Origin of the sequence: Microvirga sesbaniae (assembly GCF_025460805.1) — a bacterium.
Lineage (GTDB): Bacteria > Pseudomonadota > Alphaproteobacteria > Rhizobiales > Beijerinckiaceae > Microvirga > Microvirga sesbaniae.
In genome coordinates this window covers 48906-71499 of the sequence record NZ_JAMXFJ010000006.1, presented here as the reverse complement: position 1 = coordinate 71499, position 22594 = coordinate 48906, and the positions used below count along the sequence as shown (strand labels likewise).

At 66.3% G+C, this 22594-nt stretch carries 21 protein-coding genes; 9 read left to right on the top strand and 12 right to left on the bottom strand.

Going from position 1 to position 22594, the window contains the following annotated elements; translation table 11 throughout:
* Positions 1-116: 116 nt before the first annotated feature.
* Positions 117-854: a 3-oxoacyl-[acyl-carrier-protein] reductase gene (fabG, locus tag OCW50_RS11155; RefSeq protein ID WP_262270771.1), complete on the bottom strand. Its 738-nt coding sequence runs from the start codon at positions 852-854 to the stop codon at positions 117-119.
* A gap of 12 nt (positions 855-866) precedes the next feature.
* Positions 867-1814 (bottom strand): ACP S-malonyltransferase, encoded by a 948-nt coding sequence (fabD, locus tag OCW50_RS11150; protein WP_262297558.1) that lies wholly within the window; start codon positions 1812-1814, stop codon positions 867-869.
* A 395-nt stretch (positions 1815-2209) separates the two neighbouring features.
* On the opposite strand from fabD, the gene rpoZ reads away from it, so the two are divergent.
* A complete protein-coding gene (gene rpoZ / locus OCW50_RS11145) occupies positions 2210-2617 on the top strand; it encodes a DNA-directed RNA polymerase subunit omega (protein ID WP_262270773.1) in 408 nt (135 codons plus the stop codon).
* Positions 2618-2801: 184 nt separating this feature from the next.
* Positions 2802-4970, top strand: a complete 2169-nt coding sequence (locus tag OCW50_RS11140) for a RelA/SpoT family protein (protein ID WP_262270774.1) — start codon at positions 2802-2804, stop codon at positions 4968-4970.
* Between the two features lie 152 nt (positions 4971-5122).
* Here OCW50_RS11140 and OCW50_RS11135 read toward each other — a convergent pair whose 3' ends face one another.
* On the bottom strand, positions 5123-5260 hold the full coding sequence (locus OCW50_RS11135; RefSeq protein WP_262297557.1) for a hypothetical protein: 138 nt from the start codon (positions 5258-5260) through the stop codon (positions 5123-5125).
* Between the two features lie 390 nt (positions 5261-5650).
* On the opposite strand from OCW50_RS11135, the gene OCW50_RS11130 reads away from it, so the two are divergent.
* From OCW50_RS11130 to OCW50_RS11115, 4 genes are all read left to right on the top strand, one after another.
* Positions 5651-6391, top strand: coding sequence for an alanyl-tRNA editing protein (locus OCW50_RS11130; protein WP_262297556.1), 741 nt, complete (start codon positions 5651-5653; stop codon positions 6389-6391).
* Between the two features lie 15 nt (positions 6392-6406).
* Positions 6407-7159 (top strand): gamma-glutamyl-gamma-aminobutyrate hydrolase family protein, encoded by a 753-nt coding sequence (locus OCW50_RS11125; protein ID WP_262297555.1) that lies wholly within the window; start codon positions 6407-6409, stop codon positions 7157-7159.
* Positions 7160-7318: 159 nt separating this feature from the next.
* Complete coding sequence (pyrE, locus tag OCW50_RS11120) at positions 7319-7903, top strand: orotate phosphoribosyltransferase (protein ID WP_262270777.1); 585 nt, start codon at positions 7319-7321, stop codon at positions 7901-7903.
* A gap of 242 nt (positions 7904-8145) precedes the next feature.
* Entirely contained in the window at positions 8146-8790 is a 645-nt protein-coding gene (locus tag OCW50_RS11115) for a LabA-like NYN domain-containing protein (RefSeq protein ID WP_262270778.1), read from the top strand.
* 56 nt (positions 8791-8846) lie between these two features.
* On the opposite strand, the gene OCW50_RS11110 is transcribed toward OCW50_RS11115, so the two are convergent.
* From OCW50_RS11110 to dapA, 3 genes are all read right to left on the bottom strand, one after another.
* Positions 8847-9377 carry a glycine cleavage system transcriptional repressor gene (locus tag OCW50_RS11110; protein ID WP_262270779.1) on the bottom strand — a complete coding sequence of 177 codons (531 nt, stop codon included), beginning with the start codon at positions 9375-9377 and terminating at the stop codon, positions 8847-8849.
* A gap of 273 nt (positions 9378-9650) precedes the next feature.
* On the bottom strand, positions 9651-10124 hold the full coding sequence (gene smpB / locus OCW50_RS11105) for an SsrA-binding protein SmpB (RefSeq protein WP_262270780.1): 474 nt from the start codon (positions 10122-10124) through the stop codon (positions 9651-9653).
* Between the two features lie 10 nt (positions 10125-10134).
* Positions 10135-11019 carry a 4-hydroxy-tetrahydrodipicolinate synthase gene (dapA, locus tag OCW50_RS11100; protein WP_262297554.1) on the bottom strand — a complete coding sequence of 295 codons (885 nt, stop codon included), beginning with the start codon at positions 11017-11019 and terminating at the stop codon, positions 10135-10137.
* Between the two features lie 207 nt (positions 11020-11226).
* Here dapA and OCW50_RS11095 point away from each other — a divergent pair, with 207 nt between their 5' ends.
* Positions 11227-13266: a lytic transglycosylase domain-containing protein gene (locus tag OCW50_RS11095; RefSeq protein ID WP_262297553.1), complete on the top strand. Its 2040-nt coding sequence runs from the start codon at positions 11227-11229 to the stop codon at positions 13264-13266.
* 863 nt (positions 13267-14129) lie between these two features.
* Here OCW50_RS11095 and OCW50_RS11090 read toward each other — a convergent pair.
* The 5 genes from OCW50_RS11090 to OCW50_RS11070 form a co-directional block, all read right to left on the bottom strand.
* Positions 14130-15404 (bottom strand): porin, encoded by a 1275-nt coding sequence (locus OCW50_RS11090; protein WP_262297552.1) that lies wholly within the window; start codon positions 15402-15404, stop codon positions 14130-14132.
* A gap of 783 nt (positions 15405-16187) precedes the next feature.
* Positions 16188-17303: a 4-hydroxyphenylpyruvate dioxygenase gene (gene hppD / locus OCW50_RS11085; RefSeq protein WP_262297551.1), complete on the bottom strand. Its 1116-nt coding sequence runs from the start codon at positions 17301-17303 to the stop codon at positions 16188-16190.
* A gap of 87 nt (positions 17304-17390) precedes the next feature.
* Positions 17391-18017 carry a maleylacetoacetate isomerase gene (gene maiA / locus OCW50_RS11080; RefSeq protein ID WP_262297550.1) on the bottom strand — a complete coding sequence of 209 codons (627 nt, stop codon included), beginning with the start codon at positions 18015-18017 and terminating at the stop codon, positions 17391-17393.
* Positions 18014-18517, bottom strand: a complete 504-nt coding sequence (locus OCW50_RS11075) for a MarR family winged helix-turn-helix transcriptional regulator (RefSeq protein WP_262297549.1) — start codon at positions 18515-18517, stop codon at positions 18014-18016. Before OCW50_RS11075 ends, maiA begins: the two co-directional genes overlap by 4 nt.
* A 192-nt stretch (positions 18518-18709) precedes the next feature.
* Positions 18710-19798, bottom strand: coding sequence for a TRAP transporter substrate-binding protein (locus OCW50_RS11070; protein WP_262271002.1), 1089 nt, complete (start codon positions 19796-19798; stop codon positions 18710-18712).
* Between the two features lie 73 nt (positions 19799-19871).
* Between OCW50_RS11070 and OCW50_RS11065 the strand changes: the two genes are divergently transcribed.
* The gene (locus OCW50_RS11065) at positions 19872-20891 is read left to right on the top strand and encodes a fumarylacetoacetate hydrolase family protein (RefSeq protein WP_262297548.1); all 1020 of its coding nucleotides are present in this window, start codon (positions 19872-19874) and stop codon (positions 20889-20891) included.
* A 120-nt stretch (positions 20892-21011) separates the two neighbouring features.
* A complete protein-coding gene (locus OCW50_RS11060; protein ID WP_262270966.1) occupies positions 21012-21227 on the top strand; it encodes a dodecin in 216 nt (71 codons plus the stop codon).
* A gap of 206 nt (positions 21228-21433) precedes the next feature.
* Here OCW50_RS11060 and OCW50_RS11055 read toward each other — a convergent pair whose 3' ends face one another.
* Positions 21434-22399: a DUF6454 family protein gene (locus OCW50_RS11055; protein ID WP_262297547.1), complete on the bottom strand. Its 966-nt coding sequence runs from the start codon at positions 22397-22399 to the stop codon at positions 21434-21436.
* Between the last annotated feature and the right edge of the window lie 195 nt (positions 22400-22594).

Below are 22594 nucleotides of genomic sequence, written 5' to 3'. Positions count from 1 at the left end.
TAAGCGCCGGTCAACCCCTTTGACCTGATCGGGACCATGCTTAACACAAGCTTATCCTGTCTGGCGAGGGGTGAACGGCTCCTGCAAACAGATTCCGGAAAGCGGGATAAGTTCCTTTAGAACATGGCCATTCCGCCGTTCACATGCAGGGTCTGGCCGGTCACGTAGGCGGCCTCCGTGGAGGCGAGATAGACCACCGACGAGGCGATTTCATCGCCCTGGCCGAGCCGCCCCATGGGAATGGTGCCCAGAATTCCCTCTCGCTGCTTCTCGTTGAGCACGTCCGTCATGGGCGACTCGATGAAGCCCGGGGCGACGAGGTTGACCGTGATGTTGCGGCTGGCGACCTCGGCCGCGAGAGCCTTGGTCATGCCGATCAGGCCCGCCTTGGAGGCGGCATAGTTGCCCTGCCCGGGATTGCCCGTCGAACCCACGACGGAGCCGATATTGACGATGCGGCCGTAGCGGCGGCGCATCATGCCCTTCACGGCCGCCCGCGACAGGCGGAAGGAGGCGGTCAGGTTCACGGCGATCACCGTGTCCCATTCCTCGTCCTTCATGCGCATGAACAGGTTGTCCCGGGTCACGCCCGCGTTGTTGACCAGGATGTCGAGCCCGTCCATGGCGGCCTCGGCGGCCGGAACGAGCGCCTCGACCGAGTCCTTGTCCGACAGGTTGGCCTCGACCACATGGACGCGCTCGCCCAGGGAGGACGCCAGTTCGTCGAGGGCCGCCCGCCGGGTTCCGGACAGGGCCACGGTGGCGCCCTGGGCGTGGAGCGCGCGGGCGATGGCGCCGCCGATGCCGCCCGTGGCGCCGGTGACGAGAGCCTTGCGGCCGGTGAGATCGAACATGCAGGGCTCCTCTTATCCGTTCAGGGTGGCTTTGAAGGCGGCGACATCCTCGGGGGTGCCGATGGAGGCCGCCGAGCTGCCGGCCGCGATGCGTTTGACAAGGCCGGTCAGGACCTTGCCGGAACCCACCTCGTGAAACGATTCAACGCCCTGGGCGGCCATGAAGGCCACGCTCTCGCGCCAGCGGACGGTGCCGGTGACCTGGCGCACCAGGGCGTCGCGGATGGCGGCCGGATCGGTGATGGCGGCGGCCTCCACATTGGCCACCACGGGCACGACCGGGGCCTTGACCGTCACGCGGGCCAGGGCCTCGCGCATGGCGTCGGCCGCGGGCTGCATGAGCGCGCAATGGAAGGGCGCGGAGACGGCCAGCATCACGGCGCGCTTGGCGCCCCTGGTCTGGGCGATGGCGACCGCCCGTTCCACGGCGGCCTTGTGGCCCGACACGACCACCTGGGCGCCGCCATTGTCGTTGGCCGCATCGCAGACCTCGCCCTGCGCCGCCTCGCGGGCGACCTCGAGGGCCGTGTCGTATTCGAGCCCGAGGAGCGCCGCCATGGCGCCCTGCCCGACCGGAACGGCGTTCTGCATGGCGTTGCCGCGGATCCGCAGCAGCCGGGCCGTATCCGCAACGGAAAGGCTGCCGGCGGCGGCCAGCGCCGAATACTCGCCGAGCGAGTGACCGGCCACGAAGGCGGCATGCTTCGCCAGATCGAGACCGGCCTCAGCCTCCAGGACCCGGATGGCCGCCAGGCTCACGGCCATCAGGGCCGGCTGGGTGTTGGCCGTCAGGGTCAGCTCCTCGGCCGGCCCGTCCCACATGACGGTGGAGAGCTTCTGGGAGAGAGCCTCGTCCACCTCGTCGAACACCGCCTTGGCCTGCGGGAAGGCATCGGCCAGGGCCTTGCCCATGCCGACGGCCTGGCTTCCCTGGCCGGGGAAAATGAATGCGCGCTTCATCGGGAGCGAAACCCTCGTTTGATCGAATCCGCGCGGGACTCGCACCCGGGCGTCGAGGAGTCAAGGCGCAGACACGGAGTCAAGGCGCAGACACGGAGTCAAGGCGCGGATATGCCGGGCCGCCCTTGCCCCGATCACCGGATAGGCCGCCGCCGGCCGGCCAGGAGGCTTCGGTCGAGACCGATTCCGTTCATGGCCTTGCGCGAACCGTTCAAGGATCACCTTCGGCGCCGCCTCCCGGCCTGAAACAACATAGCGACGGGGTGTCGAGGCCGGCATGCGGGGTGTCACGTCCGGTTAAGTCCCTGCCCGGGAACGCGTCCTCTTGTTTTCTCGCCCCGGACGGTGTATCCGGTCCCTCTTCCGAATTCCTCAAGACTGAAGAAGGAGCCCCCATGGCTCGCGTGACCGTCGAAGACTGCATCGACAAGGTCGACAACCGGTTTGAGCTCGTTCTGCTGGCCAGCCACCGGGCTCGCCTCATTTCCTCGGGTTCGCCGCTCACCATCGACCGCGACCGCGACAAGAACCCGGTCGTGGCCCTGCGTGAGATCGCCGATGAGACGATCGCCCCCGACGACCTGAAGGAGCAGCTCATCCACTCGATGCAGAAATACGTCGAGGTGGACGAGCCGGAGGCGGAAGCCGTTCCGATGCTCAGCAATACGGCGGCCGCCCCGTCGACCGGCGGCGACAACGATACGGACATCCAGTTCGACCGCATGAGCGAGGAAGACCTGCTCCGCGGCCTGGAAGGCCTCGTGCCGCCCAGCAGCAGCGCGGACGACGACGACCGCGAATAAGCGTCTCCACCGATCCCGAAAAGCCCGGCTCGATGCCGGGCTTTTTTTGTCGGCCGGCTTAACCAAGCCCGGGACCGACCGCCTGCGGCAAGCTATTCGGCTTGCGATCCGAAGACGTTGTACAATATCTTCGATAGCTTCGTCATTTCAGCCGGATAAAGGGCCAAAAGGAGATTGCGGCCGCATGATGCGCCAGTATGAACTCGTCGAGCGGGTCAAGCGCTACAACCCCTCGGCCAATGAGGCGCTTCTCAACCGCGCTTACATCTATGCCATGATGGCTCATGGCAACCAGAAGCGTGCATCCGGCGACCTGTTCTTCGGCCATCCCCTCGAAGTGGCGGCGATCCTCACGGACCTCAAGCTCGACGACGCGACCATCGCGGCGGCGGTTCTCCACGACACGGTGGAGGACACGCAGGCGACCCTGGAGGAGATCAACAGGACCTTCGGCCCCCAGATCGGCGCGCTCGTCGACGGCCTGACCAAGATCAAGCGGCTCGATCTCGTGTCGAAACGAGCCGCCCAGGGCGAAAACTTCCGCAAGCTCCTCCTGGCCATCGCCGACGACGTGCGGGTCCTGCTGGTCAAGCTCGCCGACCGCCTCCACAACATGCGCACCCTGCAATTCATGCCGCCCGACAAGCGCAAGCGCATCGCCGAGGAGACCCTCGACATCTATGCGCCCCTGGCCGGCCGCATGGGTATCCAGGAGATGCGCGAGGAGCTGGAGGAGTTGTCGTTCCAGAACCTCGACCCGGAGGCCTACGAGGCCATCAAGCGCCACCTGCACGAACTCTCCGCCAAGAGCGAGAAGCTCGTCGACGAGATCGAGCGGACGCTGACGACCAAGCTGCGCGCGCAGGGAATCGAGGCGTCGGTGTCGGGCCGGCAGAAGCGCCCCTATTCCATCTGGCGCAAGATGGAGCGCAAATCCGTCTCCTTCGAGCAGCTGTCCGACATCTTCGCCTTCCGGATCATCGTGAACACCATCGACGAGTGCTACCGGGCGCTGGGAATCGTGCATACGAGCTGGCCGATGGTGCCGGGCCGGTACAAGGACTACATCTCGACCCCGAAGCAGAACGACTACCGGTCGATCCACACCACGGTGATCGGGCCCGGCAGCCAGCGCGTCGAGCTGCAGATCCGCACCGAGGACATGGACGAGGTCGCCGAATACGGCATCGCCGCCCACGCCCTCTACAAGGAAGGCGTCAACGGCGACTCGCGCCTCGCCACCGAGAGCCGCGCCTATCAGTGGCTGCGGCGGACCATCGACCTCCTGGCCGAGGGCGACAACCCGGAGGAGTTTCTCGAGCATACCAAGCTCGAACTCTTCCACGACCAGGTCTTCTGCTTCACCCCCAAGGGGCGCCTCATCGCCCTGCCGCGCGGCGCGACGCCCATCGACTTCGCCTATGCGGTGCATACCGACGTGGGCAACACGGCGGTGGGCTGCAAGATCAACGGCCGCATGTCGCCTCTGCTCACGGAGCTGCAGAACGGCGACGAGGTGGAGATCGTCCGCGCCGAGGGCCAGACGCCCCCGGCCGCCTGGGAATCGCTCGTGGTCACCGGAAAGGCGCGCGCCTCGATCCGCCGGGCCACCCGGGCGGCCGTGCGCCGGCAATATACCGGCCTCGGGCATCAGATCCTGGAACGCGCCTTCGAGCGCGCCGGCCGGCCTTTCTCGGACGAGAAGCTGAAAGGCGCCCTGCCCCGCCTGGCGCGGGTCTCCGTGGAGGACGTGCTGGCGGCGGTCGGCCGGGGCGAGATGTTCTCCGGCGACGTGGTGCGCGCCGTCTATCCCGATTACCTGGACGAGCGCCGCGCCGGGGCCGACGGCCGCGGCGGGCAGCCCGACGGCGCGACCAAGAAGCCGGGGAGCGAGCATCCCGCCGGCATCCCGATCCGCGGCCTCAACAAGGACATGCCGATCCGCTTCGCCCAGGAGGGCGGCGCCGTGCCGGGCGACCGCATCGTCGGCATCCTGACCCCGGGCCAGGGCGTGACGATCTATCCGATCCAGTCCCCGTCGCTGGCGGCCTTCGACAACGAGCCCGACCGCTGGATCGACGTGCGCTGGGATCTGGAATCGGGCTCGAGCCAGCGGTTCCCGGCGCGCATCAAGCTGCAATCCATCAACGAGCCCGGATCGCTCGCCCAGATCACCCAGGTGATCGCCGACCACGACGGCAACATCGACAACGTCTCCATGAAGCGGCGCACCCAGGACTTCACCGACATGACCATCGACCTGACGGTCTGGGACCTGAAGCACCTCAATGCCATCATCGCCGAGCTGCGCGCCAAGCGCGTGGTGAGCCGCGTCGACCGCGTCACGGGCTAGCGCATCGTGCGGACCCAGAGGGCCGCGTCAGCGAAAAGTGGACCCGGTTTTCGCTTGCGCGGCCCGCTGGGTCCGCGCCGAACGAGGCGCTGCTTAAGGAATTGAGCATCGGAATCGATCCCAAAAGTGGACCCACTTTTGGGTCCGATGCTCTAGCGCATCGTGCGGACCCAGAGGGCCGCGCCGGGGGCCTCTCCCGTTGCAGCTGGCACCCGCTTACGGGCCGACACCCTCCCGGTCATGGCCGGCCGGTCGTCACCCGCCTCGTGCCGGCCATCCTGCGGTCTCACGGCCACCCTCCGCACGTCATGGCCGGGCTTGTCCCGGCCATCCCGATGCGGTGACGTGCGGCGTTCCCAACAAGCGGGATCACCGGGACGAGCCCGGTGATGACGTGGAGAGGTGAAACGGGCCGGTAACAACACCCTCCGGCGTCATGGCACCCTCCGCCCTTCCTGCCACCCTCCCACGTCATGGCCGGCCTCCGCCCGTTAGGTCACCTCCCACGTCATGGCCGGCCCTGTGCCGGCCATCCCGATTGGAAGGGCGCGGCGCGTCCCGTATCGGGATGGCCGGCACGAGGCCGGTGACGACGAAGGGGTGCCCACAAAGCGGGTCCACATATCACGTCCGATGCTCTCGTGCTAAGAAGGGCGCGTCGTTTTGCGGTTCGAGCGAAGATGCGTCCGTTCTATGAAGATCACCCCGGAACACTGGAGTTCGATGCGCCGGTGCTCGATACACGCCCGGGCGCCGTTCTTCTCGCGCGATCCCCGGTTTTCCCGGGCGGCGGTGGACAGCTCCCGGACCGGGCCGTGCTGTGGTGGACGCACGGCACCGTCGACATCCGGGCGGTCCGCGCGGAGGAGCGCGGCGTCTGGCACGCGTTCGACGGCGACACGGAAATCACCGGCATCGTCCGCGTCGCGGTCGATCCGGCATTCCGCGGGCTCATGTGCGAGCTCCACACCGTGGCTCATGTCGCCAACAGCATCGTGTTCCGCGCGTTCGGCGGGGCGCTGCTGACCGGAGCGCAACTGTCCGCCGACGGCACGTTCCGGCTCGATTTCGATCTTCCCGGCGCCGATGCCGACCGTCTGCGCGCCCTCGACGGGCCCATCAATGCCGTGATCGCGCAGGACTTGCCCATCGGCGCCTTCCGGATGCCGTGGGACGAGGCTGCCGCGGTGCCGGGCCTCTTTCGCAGCAAGGCGGTCTCGCCCCCTCGCGGTGTCGACGGCACCGTTCGCATCGTCGAGATCGCCGGGCTCGACCGCCAAGGCTGCGGCGGCACCCACCTGACGTCGACCGGCCTGGCGCGACCCGTGACGATCCTGAAGGTGGACAACAAGGGGCGCCAGAACCGCCGCATCAAGATCGGCTTCGACGATCCTCGCCACCCCTCGAATGCGCGACCCTGAACGTCAGGACCTCCCATGCCGCACCTGCCCCGCATCGCCGTCATCATGGACGAGAACACCAGTGCGGACGGCACGCGCTACGACATGGCGAAGGCCTATTTCGTCGCGATCCAGCGCGCCGGCGGGCTGCCTTTCGGCATCCCGTATGGTCCGGAGATGGTCGATCCGGTGATCGACGGGTTCGACGGCTTCCTGAGCGTCGGCGGCCGCTTCGCCTTCCCGGATTCCTGGTTCATCGACGGGCAGGTCTCCAAAGCTCCTCCGTCGGAACGGCTGGACGTCGAGATCGCCCTGATGCGCGGCTTCCTGGAGCGCGACAAGCCGGTCCTCGGCATCTGCAACGGCATGCAGGTTCTCGCGGCCCTGCACGGATGCCGCCTGTCGCCGGACCTGCGGGCGCTCGGGCCCCATGTCATGGACCATGACCGGCGCGGAGCCGTCCATCGGGTGTCGGTCGCGCAGGACACCCTGCTCGCGCGCATCGTCGGGCAGACCACGCTCGCCGTGAACACCTTTCACCGCGAAGCCGTGGTGACCCTGTCCGACCGGGCGGTGGCGAGCGCCCGCGCGGAGGATGGAATCATCGAGGCGATCGAGATTCCCGATCGTCGCTTCGCCGTCGGGGTCCAATGGCATCAGGAGCTGTTCGCCAGGCAGGACCATCCGGGCAACAGGCTCTTCGAGGCTTTCGTGCAGGCCTCGGGCCAGCGCCGCGCCTTACCGGATCGGGATGGCCGGGACAGGCCCGGCCATGACGTGTGGAGGTGATCTAACGGGCGGAGGCTGGCCATGACGTGTGGAGGGTGTCATCACCCGCTCACACCGCCCTTCCCGTCATCACCGGGTGGCCGGCCGGGATCGGGCGGCCTGTTTCCCCTTGCCTCGCGCCGGACGGCCTGCCAAACAGCCGTCGAGGAGACCGATGCCATGACCCCGAACGACGTTCTCGACGAATTCCGCTCCGCCGGCGCGCTGTTGGAGGGGCATTTCATCCTCTCGTCCGGGCTGCACAGCCCGGTCTTCCTGCAGAAGATGTTCGTGTTCCAGGATCCGGCCAGGACGGAGCGGGTCTGCCGCGGGCTGGCCGGGAAGATCAAGGACGCCTTCGGGTCGGTCGACTACGTGGTCTCGCCGGCCGTCGGCGGCATCGTCCCGGGCTACGAGACGGCCCGGCACCTGGGAGCCAAGGCGATCTTCGTGGAGCGGGAGAACGGGGTCTTCGTCCTGCGGCGCGGCTTCACGATTCCCGAAGGGGCACGGGTCGTCATGGTCGAGGACATCGTCACGACTGGACTTTCCTCTCGGGAATGCCTGGCGGCCCTGCGGGAGCATCCCGGCACGATCCTCGGAGCGGCCTGCCTGATCGACCGTTCGGGCGGCAAGGCCGACCTCGGCGTGCCCCTGGTGTCCCTGGTTCAGCTCGACATTCCAGCCTATGCGCCGGACCAGCTCCCGGCCGATCTGGCGGCGCTCCCGGCCGTCAAACCCGGCAGCCGCAGCCTGAAATCGTAAATAGCTGTTTATTTGTCACACAAAGGCTTGACTGCCTTGGTTCCGCCAACTTGACTCTTGGAATTAACACGCCATTAAGTATTTTACTTTGTCGTTTTTACTCGTCCGAAGGGTTAATAGCAGCCAGTTTCACGGCGCGTCGTGATTTTATCGCGCAATTTTATTGCCAGCGTAAATAATAGATGCCGCTCGAACAATACAGGTTGTTATGCCGCTCCGGCAGACACGAATAGAGAATACTTATGTCAGGCCAGCAGCGGATCGCTCTCTTCATTGATGGCGCCAACCTATACGCTACCACCAAAACTCTCGGCTTCGATATCGATTACAAGCGTCTGCTGAAGGAATTTCAGGGCCGGGGCACCCTGGTCCGGGCATTCTACTACACGGCGCTTGTAGAAGATCAGGAATATTCTTCCATCCGCCCGCTGATCGACTGGCTGGATTACAACGGCTACCGGGTGGTGACGAAGCCCACCAAGGAGTTCGTGGATTCCGCCGGCCGCCGCAAGGTGAAGGGCAACATGGATATCGAGCTCGCCATCGACGCGCTGGAGCTCTCCCCTTACATCGACCACATGGTCCTGTTTTCCGGTGACGGAGATTTCCGGTCGCTGGTCGAGGCCATGCAGCGCCGCGGCGTGCGCGTCTCGGTGGTGTCCACGGTCACGACCCAGCCCCCGATGGTCGCCGACGAGCTGCGTCGCCAGGCCGACGAGTTCCTCGACCTGTCGCAGCTCGCCTCCCGCATCGGGCGCGACCCGTCCGACCGCCCGCAGCGCTCCGTCAACGAGAACGGCGAGCGCACGCGCCCGCAGCCCCGCAACGGCGCCCTGGAAAGCCGCTACGGCATTCGCCAGCCGCAGGACGACGAGTTCGAAGCCTGACGGCGGTGTACCGAACGGTGCGGCCATGGCCGGGCCCGTCCCGGCCATGGGCCGTTTCAGAGTGAACTCTCTTCGACCCGGCAGCTCAACCCGAGCGCACCGGCCGTGTTGCCGACCGTGGCCAGGCACGGATCGGTCTGCCCCGCCGGTATCGAAACGGCGAAGCGGGTCACATAGAGCCCGCCCTCGCTCTCCGGAAGCTTGCGGGCTTCGAGGCGCACGATGTTGGCCCCGTATTGCGTGAAGACCTCCGACAGGCGCGCCACGAGGCCGAGCTGGTCGCCGCCGCTGATGGCGATGCGATGGGTGATGTTGCCGGCGGGGCCCGGGCTCGGGTCGAACGCATAGGGGATCGCCCGGATCTCCGCCCCGTCGAGCTCGGGGAGCCGCTTGAGGCCGGCCTCGATCTCGCCCGCCGTCAGGGTCCCGGGAAGCTCGCAGATCGCGACGAACTCGGCCCCTGAACCCAGCGCCGCGAAAGTCGTGTCTCTCAGGTTCACGCCCACGTCGAACAGATGCTCGGCGATGGCCGCAACGAGGCCGACCCGATCGGGGCCGAGAACGGACACCAGAGCGACGGATGCCATGTCTTTCCTCCCAGGCACTCGATTGGAAACCTAGCGCATCGGACGGAAAAGTGGACCCGGTCTTCGCTGACGCGGCCCTTCGGGATGGGTCCCCCTACCGCCATATCACCCGCCACGTCATCACCGGGCTTGTCCCGGTGATCCCGATGCGGTGAGGCTCGGCGCTTCACCGGATCGGGATGGACGGCACAGGCCCGGCCAGGACGTGCGGAGGGGGCGGGTGATGGCCGGCCATGACGGGGAGAGGGTGTCGCTCAGGGCGGAAGGAGAGAGTCAGCCCTTCTCGCGCATGAGACGGGCCTTCTCGCGGTTCCAGGTCCGTTCCTTCTCCGTCTCGCGCTTGTCGTGCAGCTTCTTGCCCCGCCCGAGGCCGAGTTCCACCTTCGCCCGCCCGCGATCGTTGAAGTAGATCTTGAGCGGGATCACCGTGAATCCTTCGCGCTGGGTCGCGCCGATCAGCTTGTCGATCTGGCGCTTGTGCAGGAGCAGCCGGCGCGGGCGCTTCGTCTCGTGATTGAAGCGGTTCGCCTGAAGGTATTCCGGGATGTAGGCATTGAAGAGAAAGAACTCTTCGCCCGACGGTCCGGCATAGGCCTCGCCGATGGTCGCCTTGCCCTGGCGCAGGGATTTCACCTCCGTGCCGGTCAGGGCGATCCCGGCCTCGTAGGTATCGAGGATCTCGTAATTGAACCGCGCCTTCCTGTTGTCGGCGACGACCCGGTTGGCAGTCTTTGGATCTTTGGACATGAGCTCTTTTTTAAGCGTTGATCAGGCCCGCATGGACCATGGCCGAACGGACCGCCTGCTTCGCCCCCTCGGACGCGGGCACCAGAGGCAGGCGCACCGTATCCTCCATGAGGCCGAGCAGGGACGCGGCGTATTTCACCGGCGTCGGGTTCGTCTCGACGAACAGGCTGGTATGCAGGGGCATGAGCCGGTCCTGGACCTTCAGGGCCGAGGCGTAATCACCCTTGAGGCAGGCGCTCTGCATCTCGGCGCAGAGCCGGGGCGCCGCGTTGGACGTGACCGAGATGCAGCCATGGCCGCCATGGGCCATGAAGCCGAGGGCGGTCGCATCCTCGCCGGAGAGCTGGATGAAGTCCGGTCCGAGCACCTGACGCTGCAGGCTCGCCCGGGCCATGTTGGCGGTCGCGTCCTTCACGCCGGCGATGTTCTTGAGCTCGTAGAGCCGCGCCATCGTGTCGACCGACATGTCGATGACCGACCGGCCCGGGATGTTGTAGATGATGATCGGGATGCCGATGGCGTCGTTGACGGCCTTGAAGTGCTGGTAGAGGCCCTCCTGCGTCGGCTTGTTGTAATAGGGCGTCACGATCAGCACTCCGTCGGCACCGACCTTTTCCGCATGCCGGGCGAAGGCCACGGCCTCCGCGGTGCTGTTGGAGCCGGCCCCGGCGATCACCGGCACCCTGCCCTTGGTCTCCTCGACGCAGATCTCGACGACCCGCTCGTGCTCCTTGTGGCTGAGCGTGGGGCTCTCGCCGGTCGTGCCGACGGGCACGAGGCCGCTCGTGCCTTCCTGGATCTGCCAGTTGATGAAGGACCGGAACGCCCCCTCATCCACGGCCCCGTCCTTGAAGGGGGTCACCAGAGCCGTGATGGAGCCTTTGAAGTGGGTCATGGGGTCATTCCTCGATGGGCGCGCCGGGCCTTCTCTTGGGCCGAGGTACACGTGGGGATTTGGGTTTTACACATAGGGGGTGCGGCGCATGCGCGCAAACGTTCGTTCAGGGAGTTGTCCTAGCTCGGCTCTTAGTGTTTCCTCAAGAGAAACGTCGTCACAATAAGATAAAACGCGGCAGCAAGGGGTTAGCGGGTGAGCCTCAACATGCGTCCTCTCCTCGGTCTTGTGACGTCCGTCGCGCTTGTCCCATTCGTCGTCCTCTCCGTCCACGCCGAACCCGCTTCCGGCACGCCGGCTCCGGAACAGCCCGCCATTCTGGAAAGCTTCGTGCCGAGCGCGCCGGTGCCGGGTGACCTGGATCACCTGCCGGAGATCTTCAAGGCTTACCGGGACAACGATCTGACCGAGGCTCAGATCCTCAAGACGAAGCTGACCCAGCCGGCCGCCCAGGCCCTGATCGAATGGTTCGCGATCCGAAGCGGTTTCAGCCTGGGTCTCGACCGCATGCTCGCCTTCCAGAAGGACTATCCGCAATGGCCGGTCACCAGCCAGCTTCGGAGGAGAAGCGAGGATGCCCTGCTGGCCGAGCGCAGGCCCGCCTCTCAGGTCCGGGCCTTTTTCGCCAAGCAGCCTCCGGTCACGCCCGCCGGCCGGATCGCCCTCGCCTTCGCCCTGCAGGCGGATGGCTTCCTCCAGGAGGCGAACGAGAAGATCCGCCATGCCTGGCGGGAGGACAATTTCGGCCCTGACATGGAGCGCCGCGTTCTCGACCGGTTCCCGGACGTCCTTGCGAAGGCCGATCATCGCTTCCGCATGGAGAGGCTCCTTCTCAAGGAGAACTGGGGCGGCGCCCAGCGCGCCGCCGGCTATGCCGGCAAGGAATACGAACTGCTCGTCAAGGCGCGCATGGCCGTGTTCCAGGGCAAGAAGAAAGCCGAGAAGGCCTTTGCGGCCGTCCCGGCCTCCCTGCGCGGCGACCCCTCCTACCTGTTCTCCAAGGCTCTGCTCCAGCGCCGGAGCAACAACCTGGCCGAGGCCGCCGCGATCATCATGCAGGCGCCGCAGGACCCGGAGCTTCGGGTCGACGGCGATGAATGGTGGGCCGAGCAGCGCCTGATCACCCGCGCCCTCCTCGACAAGGGCGACCCGAAGACCGCCTACGAGGTGGCAAGCCATCACGCGGCCGAATCGCCCTCGCAGCAGATCGAGGCCGAGTTCCATGCGGGCTGGATCGCGCTGCGTTTCCTGAACGACCCGGCAACGGCGTCCAGGCACTTCGCCGCCGTGGCCAAGACCGCCTCGACGCCGATCTCCATCTCGCGGATCGCCTATTGGCAGGGGCGCGCTGCCGAGGCGGCCGGCCAGGGACAGGACGCCAGGATCTACTACGGGCGGGCGGCCGACCAGCCCACGACCTATTATGGGCAATTGGCCCAGGCGAAGCTCGGACAAACGATTTCCCTGCGGAAGGTCGACCCGCTGACGGACGAGGAACGCCAGGCCTTCGAGGCGCTCGTCCCGGTCCAGGCGGTCAAGCTGCTGCAGCAGATCGGAGAGCAGGATCTGGCCCTGAGCCTCTACACCGACCTCGCCCAGACCCTGACCGATCCGGGACAGCTCGACGCCCTGGCGAGTCTCGCCACCGCCCAGCAGAATCCCCGCGCGGTGCTGGCGGTCGGCAAGATGGCGCTGCAACGGGGCTTTCCCCTCGATCAGCATGCCTACCCGCTCGCGGCCATTCCCGAGTTCCAGCCCGTGGGCGACGAGGTCGAGCCGGCGATGGTCTACGCCATCGCCCGTCAGGAGAGCGCCTTCAATCCGCGCGCCATCTCGAGCGCCGGCGCGCGCGGCCTGATGCAGCTCATGCCCGCCACCGCCAAGAGGACCGCGCAGCGCTTCGGCGTCGGCTTCGATCTGAAGCGACTGATCGAGGATCCGTCCTACAACGCCAAGATCGGCTCGGCGCATCTCGGCGAGTTGATGGAGGACTGGAAGGGCTCCTATGTCCTCGCGTTCGCATCCTACAATGCGGGCGGCGGCAACGTGATCAAATGGGTCAGGACCTACGGGGACCCGCGCAAGCCGGACGTGGACGAGGTCGACTGGGTCGAGCGGATTCCGTTCTACGAAACCCGCAATTACGTCCAACGGGTGCTGGAGAACCTGCGCGTCTACCGGCAGCGGCTGAACGACAAGCCGGCTCCGGCGATCCCGGCGACGGCGGATGCGACGAGCACCAACTGACGAGAAAGGCTGCCGTTCGCCGTGGCGCGGCATGACCGGATCGACATGAGCTTTTGCTATCGCGACCTTTTCGTCGACGCGGCCGACGGAAAGCGGCTTTACGCCCGTGACGATGGTCCGCAACCGGGCGATCCCAACGATCGGGATCACCGGGACGAGCCCGGTGATGACGTTGCGGGGTGGGATAGGTCGGTGATGACGTGGAAGGGTGGCAAGGTCCGATGACAACACCCTCCCGCGTCACGGCACCCTCCGCCCGGTGACAACACCCTCCCCACGTCATGGCCGCCCTCCGCCCCTCCCGCCACCCTCCGCACGTCATGGCCGGGCTTGTCCCGGCCATCCCGATACTGTGGGGCGCGGCGCTTCAGACCATCGGGATCACCGGCACAAGGCCGGTGATGACGTGGTGTGTGGGGCAGGCCCGGTGATGACGTGGACACGGTGGTGCGGGCCGGTGCCGACACTCCCGTCATGGCACCCTCCGCCCTTCCTGCCACCCTCTCCACGTCATGGCCGGCCTTGTGCCGGCCATGACGTGGAGAGGCGCAGCGCCCTCCGGAAGCGGGATCACCGGGACAAGCCCGGTGATGACGAAGGGGTGACCATCCGGCCGAGCGATCGAGACAGAGGCCCGGACGATGGGCCAGCCAAGAGTGGAGCATCGGACCGAAAGTGGGTCCCCTTTCGGGTCCGATGCTCTGCGTTGCCGGTCCCTAGAGCATCGGACGGATCCCAAAAGTGCAAGTCCACTTTTGGGTCCGATGCTTTAGAACCGGGCCCGGGATCTCACCGCGAGACGCCGCAAAAGAAAAACCCCGGTGTCGCCACCGGGGTTCTCTTATCCAATCAGGCCAGGCCGATTAGAAGTCGCGCTGAACGCGCAGGCGGCCTTCCCAGGAGTCGCCGCTGTCGCGCAGGCGACCATCGACGAACTGCGGGTTGTTGGTGTCGACGTTGGCGTAGAGAACTTCAACACCGATGTCGAGGCCAGCCACCGGCGACCAGATCACGTTGGTGCCGAGGCGCCACTCGTTGAAGTCGAAGTCGATGCCGGTCAGAGCCTGAACCTGGTTGCCGTACTCGATACGAGCGTACGAACCGAAGACGTTCTGGCGGATGGTCGGGGTCCAGTAGTGACGCAGACCACCGGCGATCGACCAGCCTTCGCCCGTCTCGATGTCGCCATCGAGGCCGATATAGGCGTCGACCACGCGGCCCGTCACGTTGCTGGCCGTGATGTTGCCGGTAGCGCCGAGGTAGGCGAGAGCGCCGTTAGCATAGGTGGCAGCGAGCCAGAGGGCGTCGCCAGCAGCCAGCATCGGCAGGTTGATCGAGCCCTGGGCCGTCACGGCATAGCCGTACTCGGTGTCCGGGATCGTGCCTTCGAGGATCGGGCCGTAGGCGGCCGTCAGCACGTTGCTGCGGATCTGGTGAGCCGCACCGGAGACCTGGAACGAACCCCAGGTGCCAGCGTACTTCAGGTTGCCGACGAGGTCGGGAGCGCGCTGGCCGGCCGAGATGTCGACACCGGCGACGAGCGGGCCGTTGATGATGACGCCGTCAGCAGCCGGAGCGAAGCGGCCCTCTTCGAGCGACAGCGTGGCCGAGAAGCCGTTGCCGAACGAGAAGGTGTAGGCCAGGGCGTTCACGGTCGGAGCGTCCGAGAAGCGCAGGGTGCCGAAGTGGCCGGTGGGCAGGTCGCTGTTGTCGAAGAACGACACGGTACGACCGGCGGTCAGGCCGCCGAACTGCACGAAGGCCTGGTCGACGATCGCCGTGTCACCGCCGTACACGCCGGTGTTGTGCGTGACGTCGAAGCGCACGAAGGTGCGGAGCAGACCGTAGGCGGTGGCGGTGCGGGCATCGAGCTGGATGCGGCCGCGAGCACGGAAGCCGATCGAGTCGTCTTCGCGGTCGTTCGCCTCGAGGTACTGGTACTCGGCGCGAACACGGCCGCCGACGCGGAGGCAGGTTTCGGTGCCGGGGATGTAGAAGAAGCCTGCGCCGTAGGTGGAGCAGACGCGAACGTATTCGACAGCAGCGGCCTTCTTCGCGGGAAGGTCGGCGGCTTGAGCCCCGGCGACAGCGGCGAGACCCGCGACCGATCCGAGGAAGAGGCTCTTAGCGAGCTTCATGGTTAAACCTCCAAAGTTTCGAGACCCTGGGGGGCCGGGTTTTTGTGCTTCGAGTGCTTCGACGAAGCCCTAAACACGTCCCTTTTCCCCTAGTACCCGGTGGCCCGCCTTTTCGGTCGGAGACACCAGGATCACGACTGGGGTGCCCCCGTCGCTGGAGCCACATTATCCATGACTGGACCGCAGGCAACCGAATGAAGGCGCAAAACGGGCAGCAGACGGGGCTTTTCAGGGGCATGTTGCACAAACGCAACGTTCAAAGCTGGCTTCTTAACCCTTCGTTAAGACTTGGAGCCCGGAGTTCAGAAATCCTTAAGCAAAAAGGGTTTGGCGGGCGCTGCCGGAGGCCCCCATGACGTCGGTGAAGGCCGCTTCGGGCTCCGACCCTCGACCGGGCCTGTGAATAACGACCGTCACGATTTCGCCAGGTCGGCTGCGGGAGCCAAAGAAAAAGGCCGGGCGAACCCGGCCTTCCCGTCGAATCGCAGAATCGTCCTGGCCTCGCGCATCGGACAATCGGGATGGCCATCTCTCCCCCACTCGACGTCATCACCGGGCTCGTCCCGGTGATCCCGCTTCTGAGTGGCGCCGAGCCTCACCGCATCGGGATGGCCGGCACAAGGCCGGCCATGACGTGTGGAGGGTGGCAGGAAGGGCGGAGGGTGCCATGACGTGCGGAGGGAGCAGCGCCGGCCCTTGCCACCAACTCCACGTCATCACCGATGCGCCAGCCAGGATGTGAGCATCGGACCCGAACCCGGGTCCCGTTGTCCCGTCCGGGCCTTAAGCCACCTTCGGACCGATCACCCCGCGGCGGATCTGGTCTTCCTCGATCGATTCGAAGAGCGCCTTGAAGTTGCCCTCGCCGAATCCGTCATCGCCCTTGCGCTGGATGTACTCGAAGAAAATCGGCCCGATGGCGGTCTTTCCGAAACGCTGGAGCAGCACCTTCGTGAAGCCGCCTTCCACCACGCCCTCGCCGTCGATGAGGATTCCGTTCTTCCGGAGACGCTCGAGCGGCTCCTCGTGGCTCGGCAGGCGCTTGTCGATGCGGCCGTAGTAGATGTCGTTCGGGGCCGGCATGAACTCGAGGCCGCCCTCGATGAGCGCTTCGATGGATTCGTAGAGGTCATGCGAGCCCAAAGCCACGTGCTGGATGCCCTCGCCCTTGTACTCCTGCAGATACTCCTCGATCTGGCCGGTCTCGCCGGCGTCCTCGTTGATCGGGATCCGGATCTTGCCGTCCGGGCTGGTCATGGCGCGGGAGTGCAGTCCGGTCAGCTTTCCCTCGATGTCGAAGTAGCGGATCTGCCGGAAGTTGAAGAGGCGCTCGTAGAATCCCGCCCATTCGTTCAGACGCCCGCGATACACGTTATGGGTCAGGTGATCGATGTAATAGAGCCCGACGCCCTTCGGCTTCGGATCGGGCTCGCCGAGCCATTCGAAATCCACGTCGTAGATGGACCCTTTGGCGCCGTAGCGATCGACAAAGTAGATCTGAAGTCCACCGATGCCTTCGATGCCCGGGATCTCGAGCTCGTTGGGTCCGACCTGCGTCTCGATCGGCCTGGCCCCCATGGCAAGGGCGCGGTCGAAGGCATAGTTCGCGTCGGCCACCCGGAACGCCATGGCGGGAGCCGAAGGACCGTGCTGCGAGGCGAAACGCTCCGCGAAGGAGCCGGGCTGCGCGTTGACGATGAAGTTGATGTCGCCCTGGCGATAGAGGGTCACGGTCTTGGACCGGTGCCTGGCGACCGCGCTGAAGCCCATGGTCTTGAACAGGCGATCGAGGGCCTGCGGGTCGGGATGGCAGAATTCGACGAATTCGAATCCGTCCGTCCCCATGGGGTTGTCTTCGGAGATGGCCGCCGGGGGCGCATCGTGCGGGAAAGGTCCCATGATTTTCCTCCTGGTATGCTGCCGTCGACCGACGGGCCTCGGCTTGTGGAAACAACGCACTCGCCCCGGGGCGGATGGGATTCGTGTTCAGGTCGCGTCGGGCTGGTTGGCCGGAGCCGCGTCATGAAAGGCCTTGTGCGCCGAGCAGGCCGCATCCACGGCGGCGATCTTCGGATAGGCCTCGAGGGGGACGTTGAAACGTCGTGCGTTGAAGACCTGCGGCACGAGATAGACATCCGCCAGGGTGATCTTGGACCCGAACGCGAAGGGCCCGGGCCCGAGCAGGGCCTCGATGGCCTCGAAGCCCTCGCGGACCCAATGGGCATACCACTGGTCGGCGGCCGCCTGATCGTGCCCGAGGCGGTTCTTGAGGTAGGCCAAGGTCCCGGAATTGTTGAGCGGGTGGATATCGCAGGCGATCAGGCTGGCGATCGCCCTCACCTTGGCCCGGGTCACCGCGCCCACCGGCAGCAGCGGCGGCTCCGGATAGACCTCGTCCAGGTATTCGAGGATCGCCGGAGACTGGATCAGCGTGGCGGCTCCGATCTCGAGGGACGGCACGCGCCCCTGCGGATTGATCGCCCTGTAAGTCTCCTCGCGCTGCTCCCCCTTCAGCAGGTTGACCGGGACGGACTCGTACGTCACGCCCTTCAGGTTGAGGGCGATCCGGACCCGGTAGGCGGCGGACGACCGGAAATAGGTGTAGAGCTTCACGCGTCACCCTCCTCGAGGTCTCGCGGCGCGAGCAGCCGGGCTTGTCGCGTCAGCTTCTCGATCAGGGACGAAAGCGCCCGCCGCTCGTCGGATGTCAGGACGGACAGGAGACGCTCCTCGACGGCCAGAGCCTCGGGAGCAACGGCCTCGTAGATCTCCCGCCCCCGCGGCGTCAGCGCCAGCCACTCCTCCCGGCGGTCGTCGAGATTGGGGCGCCGGACGACGAGCCCCCGCTTCTCCAGCGCCGAGACGGCGCGCGAGACGGTCGACTTGTGCATGACCCCGTCGGGCGCCATGTCCCGCGCCGTGCGCAGCTCGTACTGCCCGAGGGTCACGATGACCCGCCAGGCCGGGATCGAAAGGCCGTAGCGCTCGGCATAGATCTGCGCGAGCGCGCTCGAGGTCAGCCCGGCCAGAACATTGAGCCGGTACGGGAGAAATGCCTCGAGAACCACCAGCGGGTCGGGCGGACGCTTCTTCGCTGCGGATCCGGTTGCCATCGCGACCTCAATCGTTGCACAGGCAACCAATAGCACAATTCGTTGCACGAGCAACCAGGTTTTCTGCCGCTGGGTCAGAGGCCCACAACGGAACGGCGTGGCCGGATATCCCCCGACCACGCCGTCATCGATGCGCGACCGCCCTGCGACGCCGCTGGAACGAACGGCGCCAAGGGCTCTGAAAACCGTGCCTTATGCCCGCCCGCGGGTGCGGATCATGAAGGTGTCGAAGGCGTATTCGTTGAGCTGCCACCAGGGCAGGACGTCGCTGCGATAGGCCACCATGGAATCGTAGGCCTTCTTGAAGTCGGCGTTCTTGGCCGAGAGCTCGGCATAGAGCTCGTTCGCGGCCTTCAGGGAGGCTTCCAGGATGGCCGGCGAGAAGGTGCGCAGCTCCGCGCCCGCGCCGACCATGCGGCGCAGGGCCTGGCCGTTCACCGCATCGTACTTGGCCAGCATCCAGTTGTTGGCGGCTTCCGTCGCCTGGCTCATGATCGCCTGGTACTGCTTCGGCAGCTCGTTCCACTTCTGCTGGTTGACCACGAGGTGCAGCATGGCGCCGCCCTCCCACCAGCCGGGAGCGTAGTAGTACTTCGCGACCTTCAGGAAGCCGAGCTTCTCGTCGTCGTAGGGACCGACGAACTCGGCCGCGTCGAGGGTGCCGCGCTCGAGGGCAGGATAGACGTCGCCGGGGGCGACCTGCTGCGGCACGACGCCGAGCTTGGCCAGGACCTGCCCGCCCAGGCCGCCGATGCGGAACTTGAGGCCCTTCAGGTCGTCGACCGTATTGATTTCCTTGCGGAAGAAGCCGCCCATCTGGGCGCCGGAGTTGCCGCAGACCAGGGAGGTGCAGTTATACCGGGCCAGCACGTCGTTGATGATCTCCCGGCCGCCGGCGAAGTGCCACCAGGAATGGAGCTGGCGGGCGTTGAGGCTGAAGGGCAGGCCCGTGCCCATGCCGAGGGCCGGCTCCTTGCCGATATAGTAGTAGAGCGGGGTATGGGCGCATTCGACCGAGCCGTTCTGCACCGCGTCCATGGCCTGAAGGCCGCCGACGATCTCGCCCGGGGCGAAGACCTGGATCTGGAACTTGTTGTCGGTCGCCTCCGCCATGTACTTGGCGAAGGTCTGGGCGGTGCCGAAGATCGTGTCCAGGGATTTCGGGAAGCTCGAGGTCAGACGCCAGCGGATCTCGGGCATGCTCTGCGCGATCGCCGGCGCGGCCACCGTTCCGGCCGCGGCCGCCAGCCCTGCCCCCTTCAGGAAGTTTCTTCTCTTCATCGTCGTCATTGGCGTTTCCCCGGAAAGCATTCTGTTGCAAGTTGAAAGGACCATAACAACCCGGTCGGTGGCAATGAAGCTCTCCTCCCTCAACCAAGGCCGTGACGGCCGCCTCGTCATCGTGTCGAAAGACCTGACCCGCGCGACAGACGCTTTTTTCATTGTTCCGACGCTTCAGCAAGCCTTGGACGATTGGGAAAAAGTCGAGCCTCAGCTGCGGGATCTCGCGGAGCAGCTGGAGCACGGTTCGGTGCCGGCCTTCCGCTTCCACGAGCACGATTGCGCGTCGCCCCTGCCCCGGGCCTATCAATGGGCGGACGGCTCGGCCTACGTGAACCACGTGGAGCTGGTCAGGAGAGCGCGCGGCGCCGAGATGCCGGCCTCCTTCTGGACCGATCCGCTCATGTATCAGGGCGGGTCCGATTCCTTCCTCGGCCCGCGCGAGCCGATCCTGGCCGTCGACGAGGCTCATGGGATCGACTTCGAGGCGGAGGTCGCGGTGATCACCGGCGACGTGCCGATGGGCGCGACCGTCGAGGAGGCGGCCGGGGCCATCCGCCTGATCGTCCTGGTCAACGACGTCTCCCTGAGAAACCTGATTCCCGCCGAGCTCGCGAAGGGCTTCGGCTTCTTCCACGCCAAGCCCTCCTCGGCGCTCTCGCCCGTGGCCGTCACGCCGGACGAGCTGGGCGAGGCCTGGGACGGCGGCCGGCTCCACCTGCCCCTGCTCTCGAGCCTCAACGGCCGGCCTTTCGGCAGGCCCGACGCGGGCACCGACATGACCTTCGACTTCCCGACCCTGATCGCCCACGCGGCCAAGACCCGGCCCCTGGGCGCCGGCACGATCATCGGGTCCGGCACCGTGTCCAACAAGGACGAGGCCGGCGGGCCGGGCCGGCCCGTCGACCAGGGCGGCCTCGGCTATTCCTGCCTGGCGGAGCTGCGCACCGTGGAGACCATCCTCCAGGGCGAGCCCAGGACGCCCTTCATGCGCTTCGGCGACACGATCCGCATCGAGATGAAGGACCGCGAGGGTCACTCGATCTTCGGCGCCATCGAGCAGGACGTGCGATCCCACCGGGCCGAAGGCTAGAGCATCGGACGGACCCAGAGGGCCGCGTCAGCGACCCGAAGGGCCGCGCCAGCGAAGACCGGGTCCACTTTTCCGTCCGATGCGCTAGGTTCATGCTCTCGGCACAGCACGGAGCGCCCCATGGATGACCACGTGTACAAGATCGTCGAACTCGTCGGCTCGTCCGAGACCAGCATCGAGGATGCCATTCAGACCGCGATCAGACGGGCGAGCCAGACCCTCAGGAACCTGCGGTGGTTCGAGGTCGTCCAGACCCGCGGCCATGTGGAGGGCGGCGAGGTGCGCCATTACCAGGTGATGATCAAGGCCGGCTTCACCCTTGAGGCGGGCGGGTAAGCGGGCGCTTTCACCCCACCCCCGTCCTGTCATGGCACCCTCCGCCCTTCCCGCCACCCTTCACGTCATGGCCGGGCTTGTCCCGGCCGTCCCGATCCGGAAGGCGCTGCGCCACAAACAATCGGGATCACCGGGACAAGCCCGGTGATGACGTGGAGGGTGGTGTGAGGCCGGGGATCAACGGGGTGTTACGGATACGGCGACCGCTACTTCACCTCGGTCTCGTAGATGTAGAGGGTGGACTTGTCGTCCTCGGGCATGAAGTAGCCGCGGATCCCGGACTCGCTCGCCTCCATCCAGACCGGGTTGTGGGTCATGTCCATGCCGCCGGCGGTCCAGAGCAGCACCGGCGTCTGGAAGATCGGGCGGCCGTCGGAGAGACTGACCAGATCGAGCCCGCCGAGGCGGAACAGCGGAGCATCGGGCGTCACGCGCATCTCGGTCACGCCGGAGCACAGCATGCGGCTCTTGCCGGCATATTTGCAGTCCTGGTAGTCGAGGTAGTGCGAGGTGTTGAGCGCCCTCAGCTTTTCGGGCGCCTCGCCCGCGTTGGTGGGCTTGCCGCTCTCGTCGAGGGACCAGCGGTAGAAGCGGCGCGAGCCCCAGCTCACCCCGTGCAGGGTCTTGTCGTCGGTGTTGTGCACCACGCCGCCCACGTGATCCGGAAAGCGGAACATCTCCTCGGCCTTCATGGTCTCCGGATCGACCCTGTACACGATGGAGCGGCTGTTCGGCCGGTACTCGGCCACGGGGACCCAGATGAACGTCCCGTCGTAGTCGATCCCGCCCGGATGATAGACGGAGCCCTCGCCGAGGGTGATGTCGGCGATGAGGTTGCCCTTCATGTCGAGCTTGAACAGATGCCCGACGCCGGCCCCCGTGTCGCGGTCGTAGCCGTCGACCGGCTGCGGGAAGCGCTTGGTCGGCTCCTTGATCTCCACCGAGGACACGAACAGCGTGTCGCCGATCTTCACCATGCCCTGCGGGTGATGGGTCACGAAGTTGATCGGCACCGCCGAGACGGGCTTCCACTGGGTGCCGCGCGAGAGCTTCGTCACGCGGTCGGCCAGGGCGTCCCGGTCGGGCTCGGCGGCCATCAGGGCGGCCGGCATGGCGGCCAGGCAGGCCATCGTCAGCATCGTGGCCAGGCCACGTCTCGAAAAGCACTCCATCGCGTTCCTCCAAAAGTGACGATTCCGCTTCTAGCGAGCGGGTGATGTCACTTTAGTGAAGTCCGAGCTTCTGTCAGCCTCTCCTCCCACGTCATCACCGGGCTTGTCCCGGTGATCCCGATTGGATGGGCACGGCGCTTCTCCGTATCGGGATGGCCGGCACAAGGCCGGCCATGACATTGGGAGGGTGGCAGG

Excerpts from the sequence above, each read along its gene's own strand:
- fabG (WP_262270771.1), bottom strand. The coding sequence starts at position 854 with ATGTTCGATCTCACCGGCCGCAAGGCTCTCGTCACCGGCGCCACGGGC.
- fabD (WP_262297558.1), bottom strand. The coding sequence starts at position 1,814 with ATGAAGCGCGCATTCATTTTCCCCGGCCAGGGAAGCCAGGCCGTCGGC.
- rpoZ (WP_262270773.1), top strand. The coding sequence starts at position 2,210 with ATGGCTCGCGTGACCGTCGAAGACTGCATCGACAAGGTCGACAACCGG.
- OCW50_RS11140 (WP_262270774.1), top strand. The coding sequence starts at position 2,802 with ATGATGCGCCAGTATGAACTCGTCGAGCGGGTCAAGCGCTACAACCCC.
- OCW50_RS11130 (WP_262297556.1), top strand. The coding sequence starts at position 5,651 with ATGCGTCCGTTCTATGAAGATCACCCCGGAACACTGGAGTTCGATGCG.
- OCW50_RS11125 (WP_262297555.1), top strand. The coding sequence starts at position 6,407 with ATGCCGCACCTGCCCCGCATCGCCGTCATCATGGACGAGAACACCAGT.
- pyrE (WP_262270777.1), top strand. The coding sequence starts at position 7,319 with ATGACCCCGAACGACGTTCTCGACGAATTCCGCTCCGCCGGCGCGCTG.
- OCW50_RS11115 (WP_262270778.1), top strand. The coding sequence starts at position 8,146 with ATGTCAGGCCAGCAGCGGATCGCTCTCTTCATTGATGGCGCCAACCTA.
- OCW50_RS11110 (WP_262270779.1), bottom strand. The coding sequence starts at position 9,377 with ATGGCATCCGTCGCTCTGGTGTCCGTTCTCGGCCCCGATCGGGTCGGC.
- smpB (WP_262270780.1), bottom strand. The coding sequence starts at position 10,124 with ATGTCCAAAGATCCAAAGACTGCCAACCGGGTCGTCGCCGACAACAGG.
- dapA (WP_262297554.1), bottom strand. The coding sequence starts at position 11,019 with ATGACCCACTTCAAAGGCTCCATCACGGCTCTGGTGACCCCCTTCAAG.
- OCW50_RS11095 (WP_262297553.1), top strand. The coding sequence starts at position 11,227 with ATGCGTCCTCTCCTCGGTCTTGTGACGTCCGTCGCGCTTGTCCCATTC.
- OCW50_RS11090 (WP_262297552.1), bottom strand. The coding sequence starts at position 15,404 with ATGAAGCTCGCTAAGAGCCTCTTCCTCGGATCGGTCGCGGGTCTCGCC.
- hppD (WP_262297551.1), bottom strand. The coding sequence starts at position 17,303 with ATGGGACCTTTCCCGCACGATGCGCCCCCGGCGGCCATCTCCGAAGAC.
- OCW50_RS11075 (WP_262297549.1), bottom strand. The coding sequence starts at position 18,517 with ATGGCAACCGGATCCGCAGCGAAGAAGCGTCCGCCCGACCCGCTGGTG.
- OCW50_RS11070 (WP_262271002.1), bottom strand. The coding sequence starts at position 19,798 with ATGAAGAGAAGAAACTTCCTGAAGGGGGCAGGGCTGGCGGCCGCGGCC.
- OCW50_RS11065 (WP_262297548.1), top strand. The coding sequence starts at position 19,872 with ATGAAGCTCTCCTCCCTCAACCAAGGCCGTGACGGCCGCCTCGTCATC.
- OCW50_RS11060 (WP_262270966.1), top strand. The coding sequence starts at position 21,012 with ATGGATGACCACGTGTACAAGATCGTCGAACTCGTCGGCTCGTCCGAG.
- OCW50_RS11055 (WP_262297547.1), bottom strand. The coding sequence starts at position 22,399 with ATGGAGTGCTTTTCGAGACGTGGCCTGGCCACGATGCTGACGATGGCC.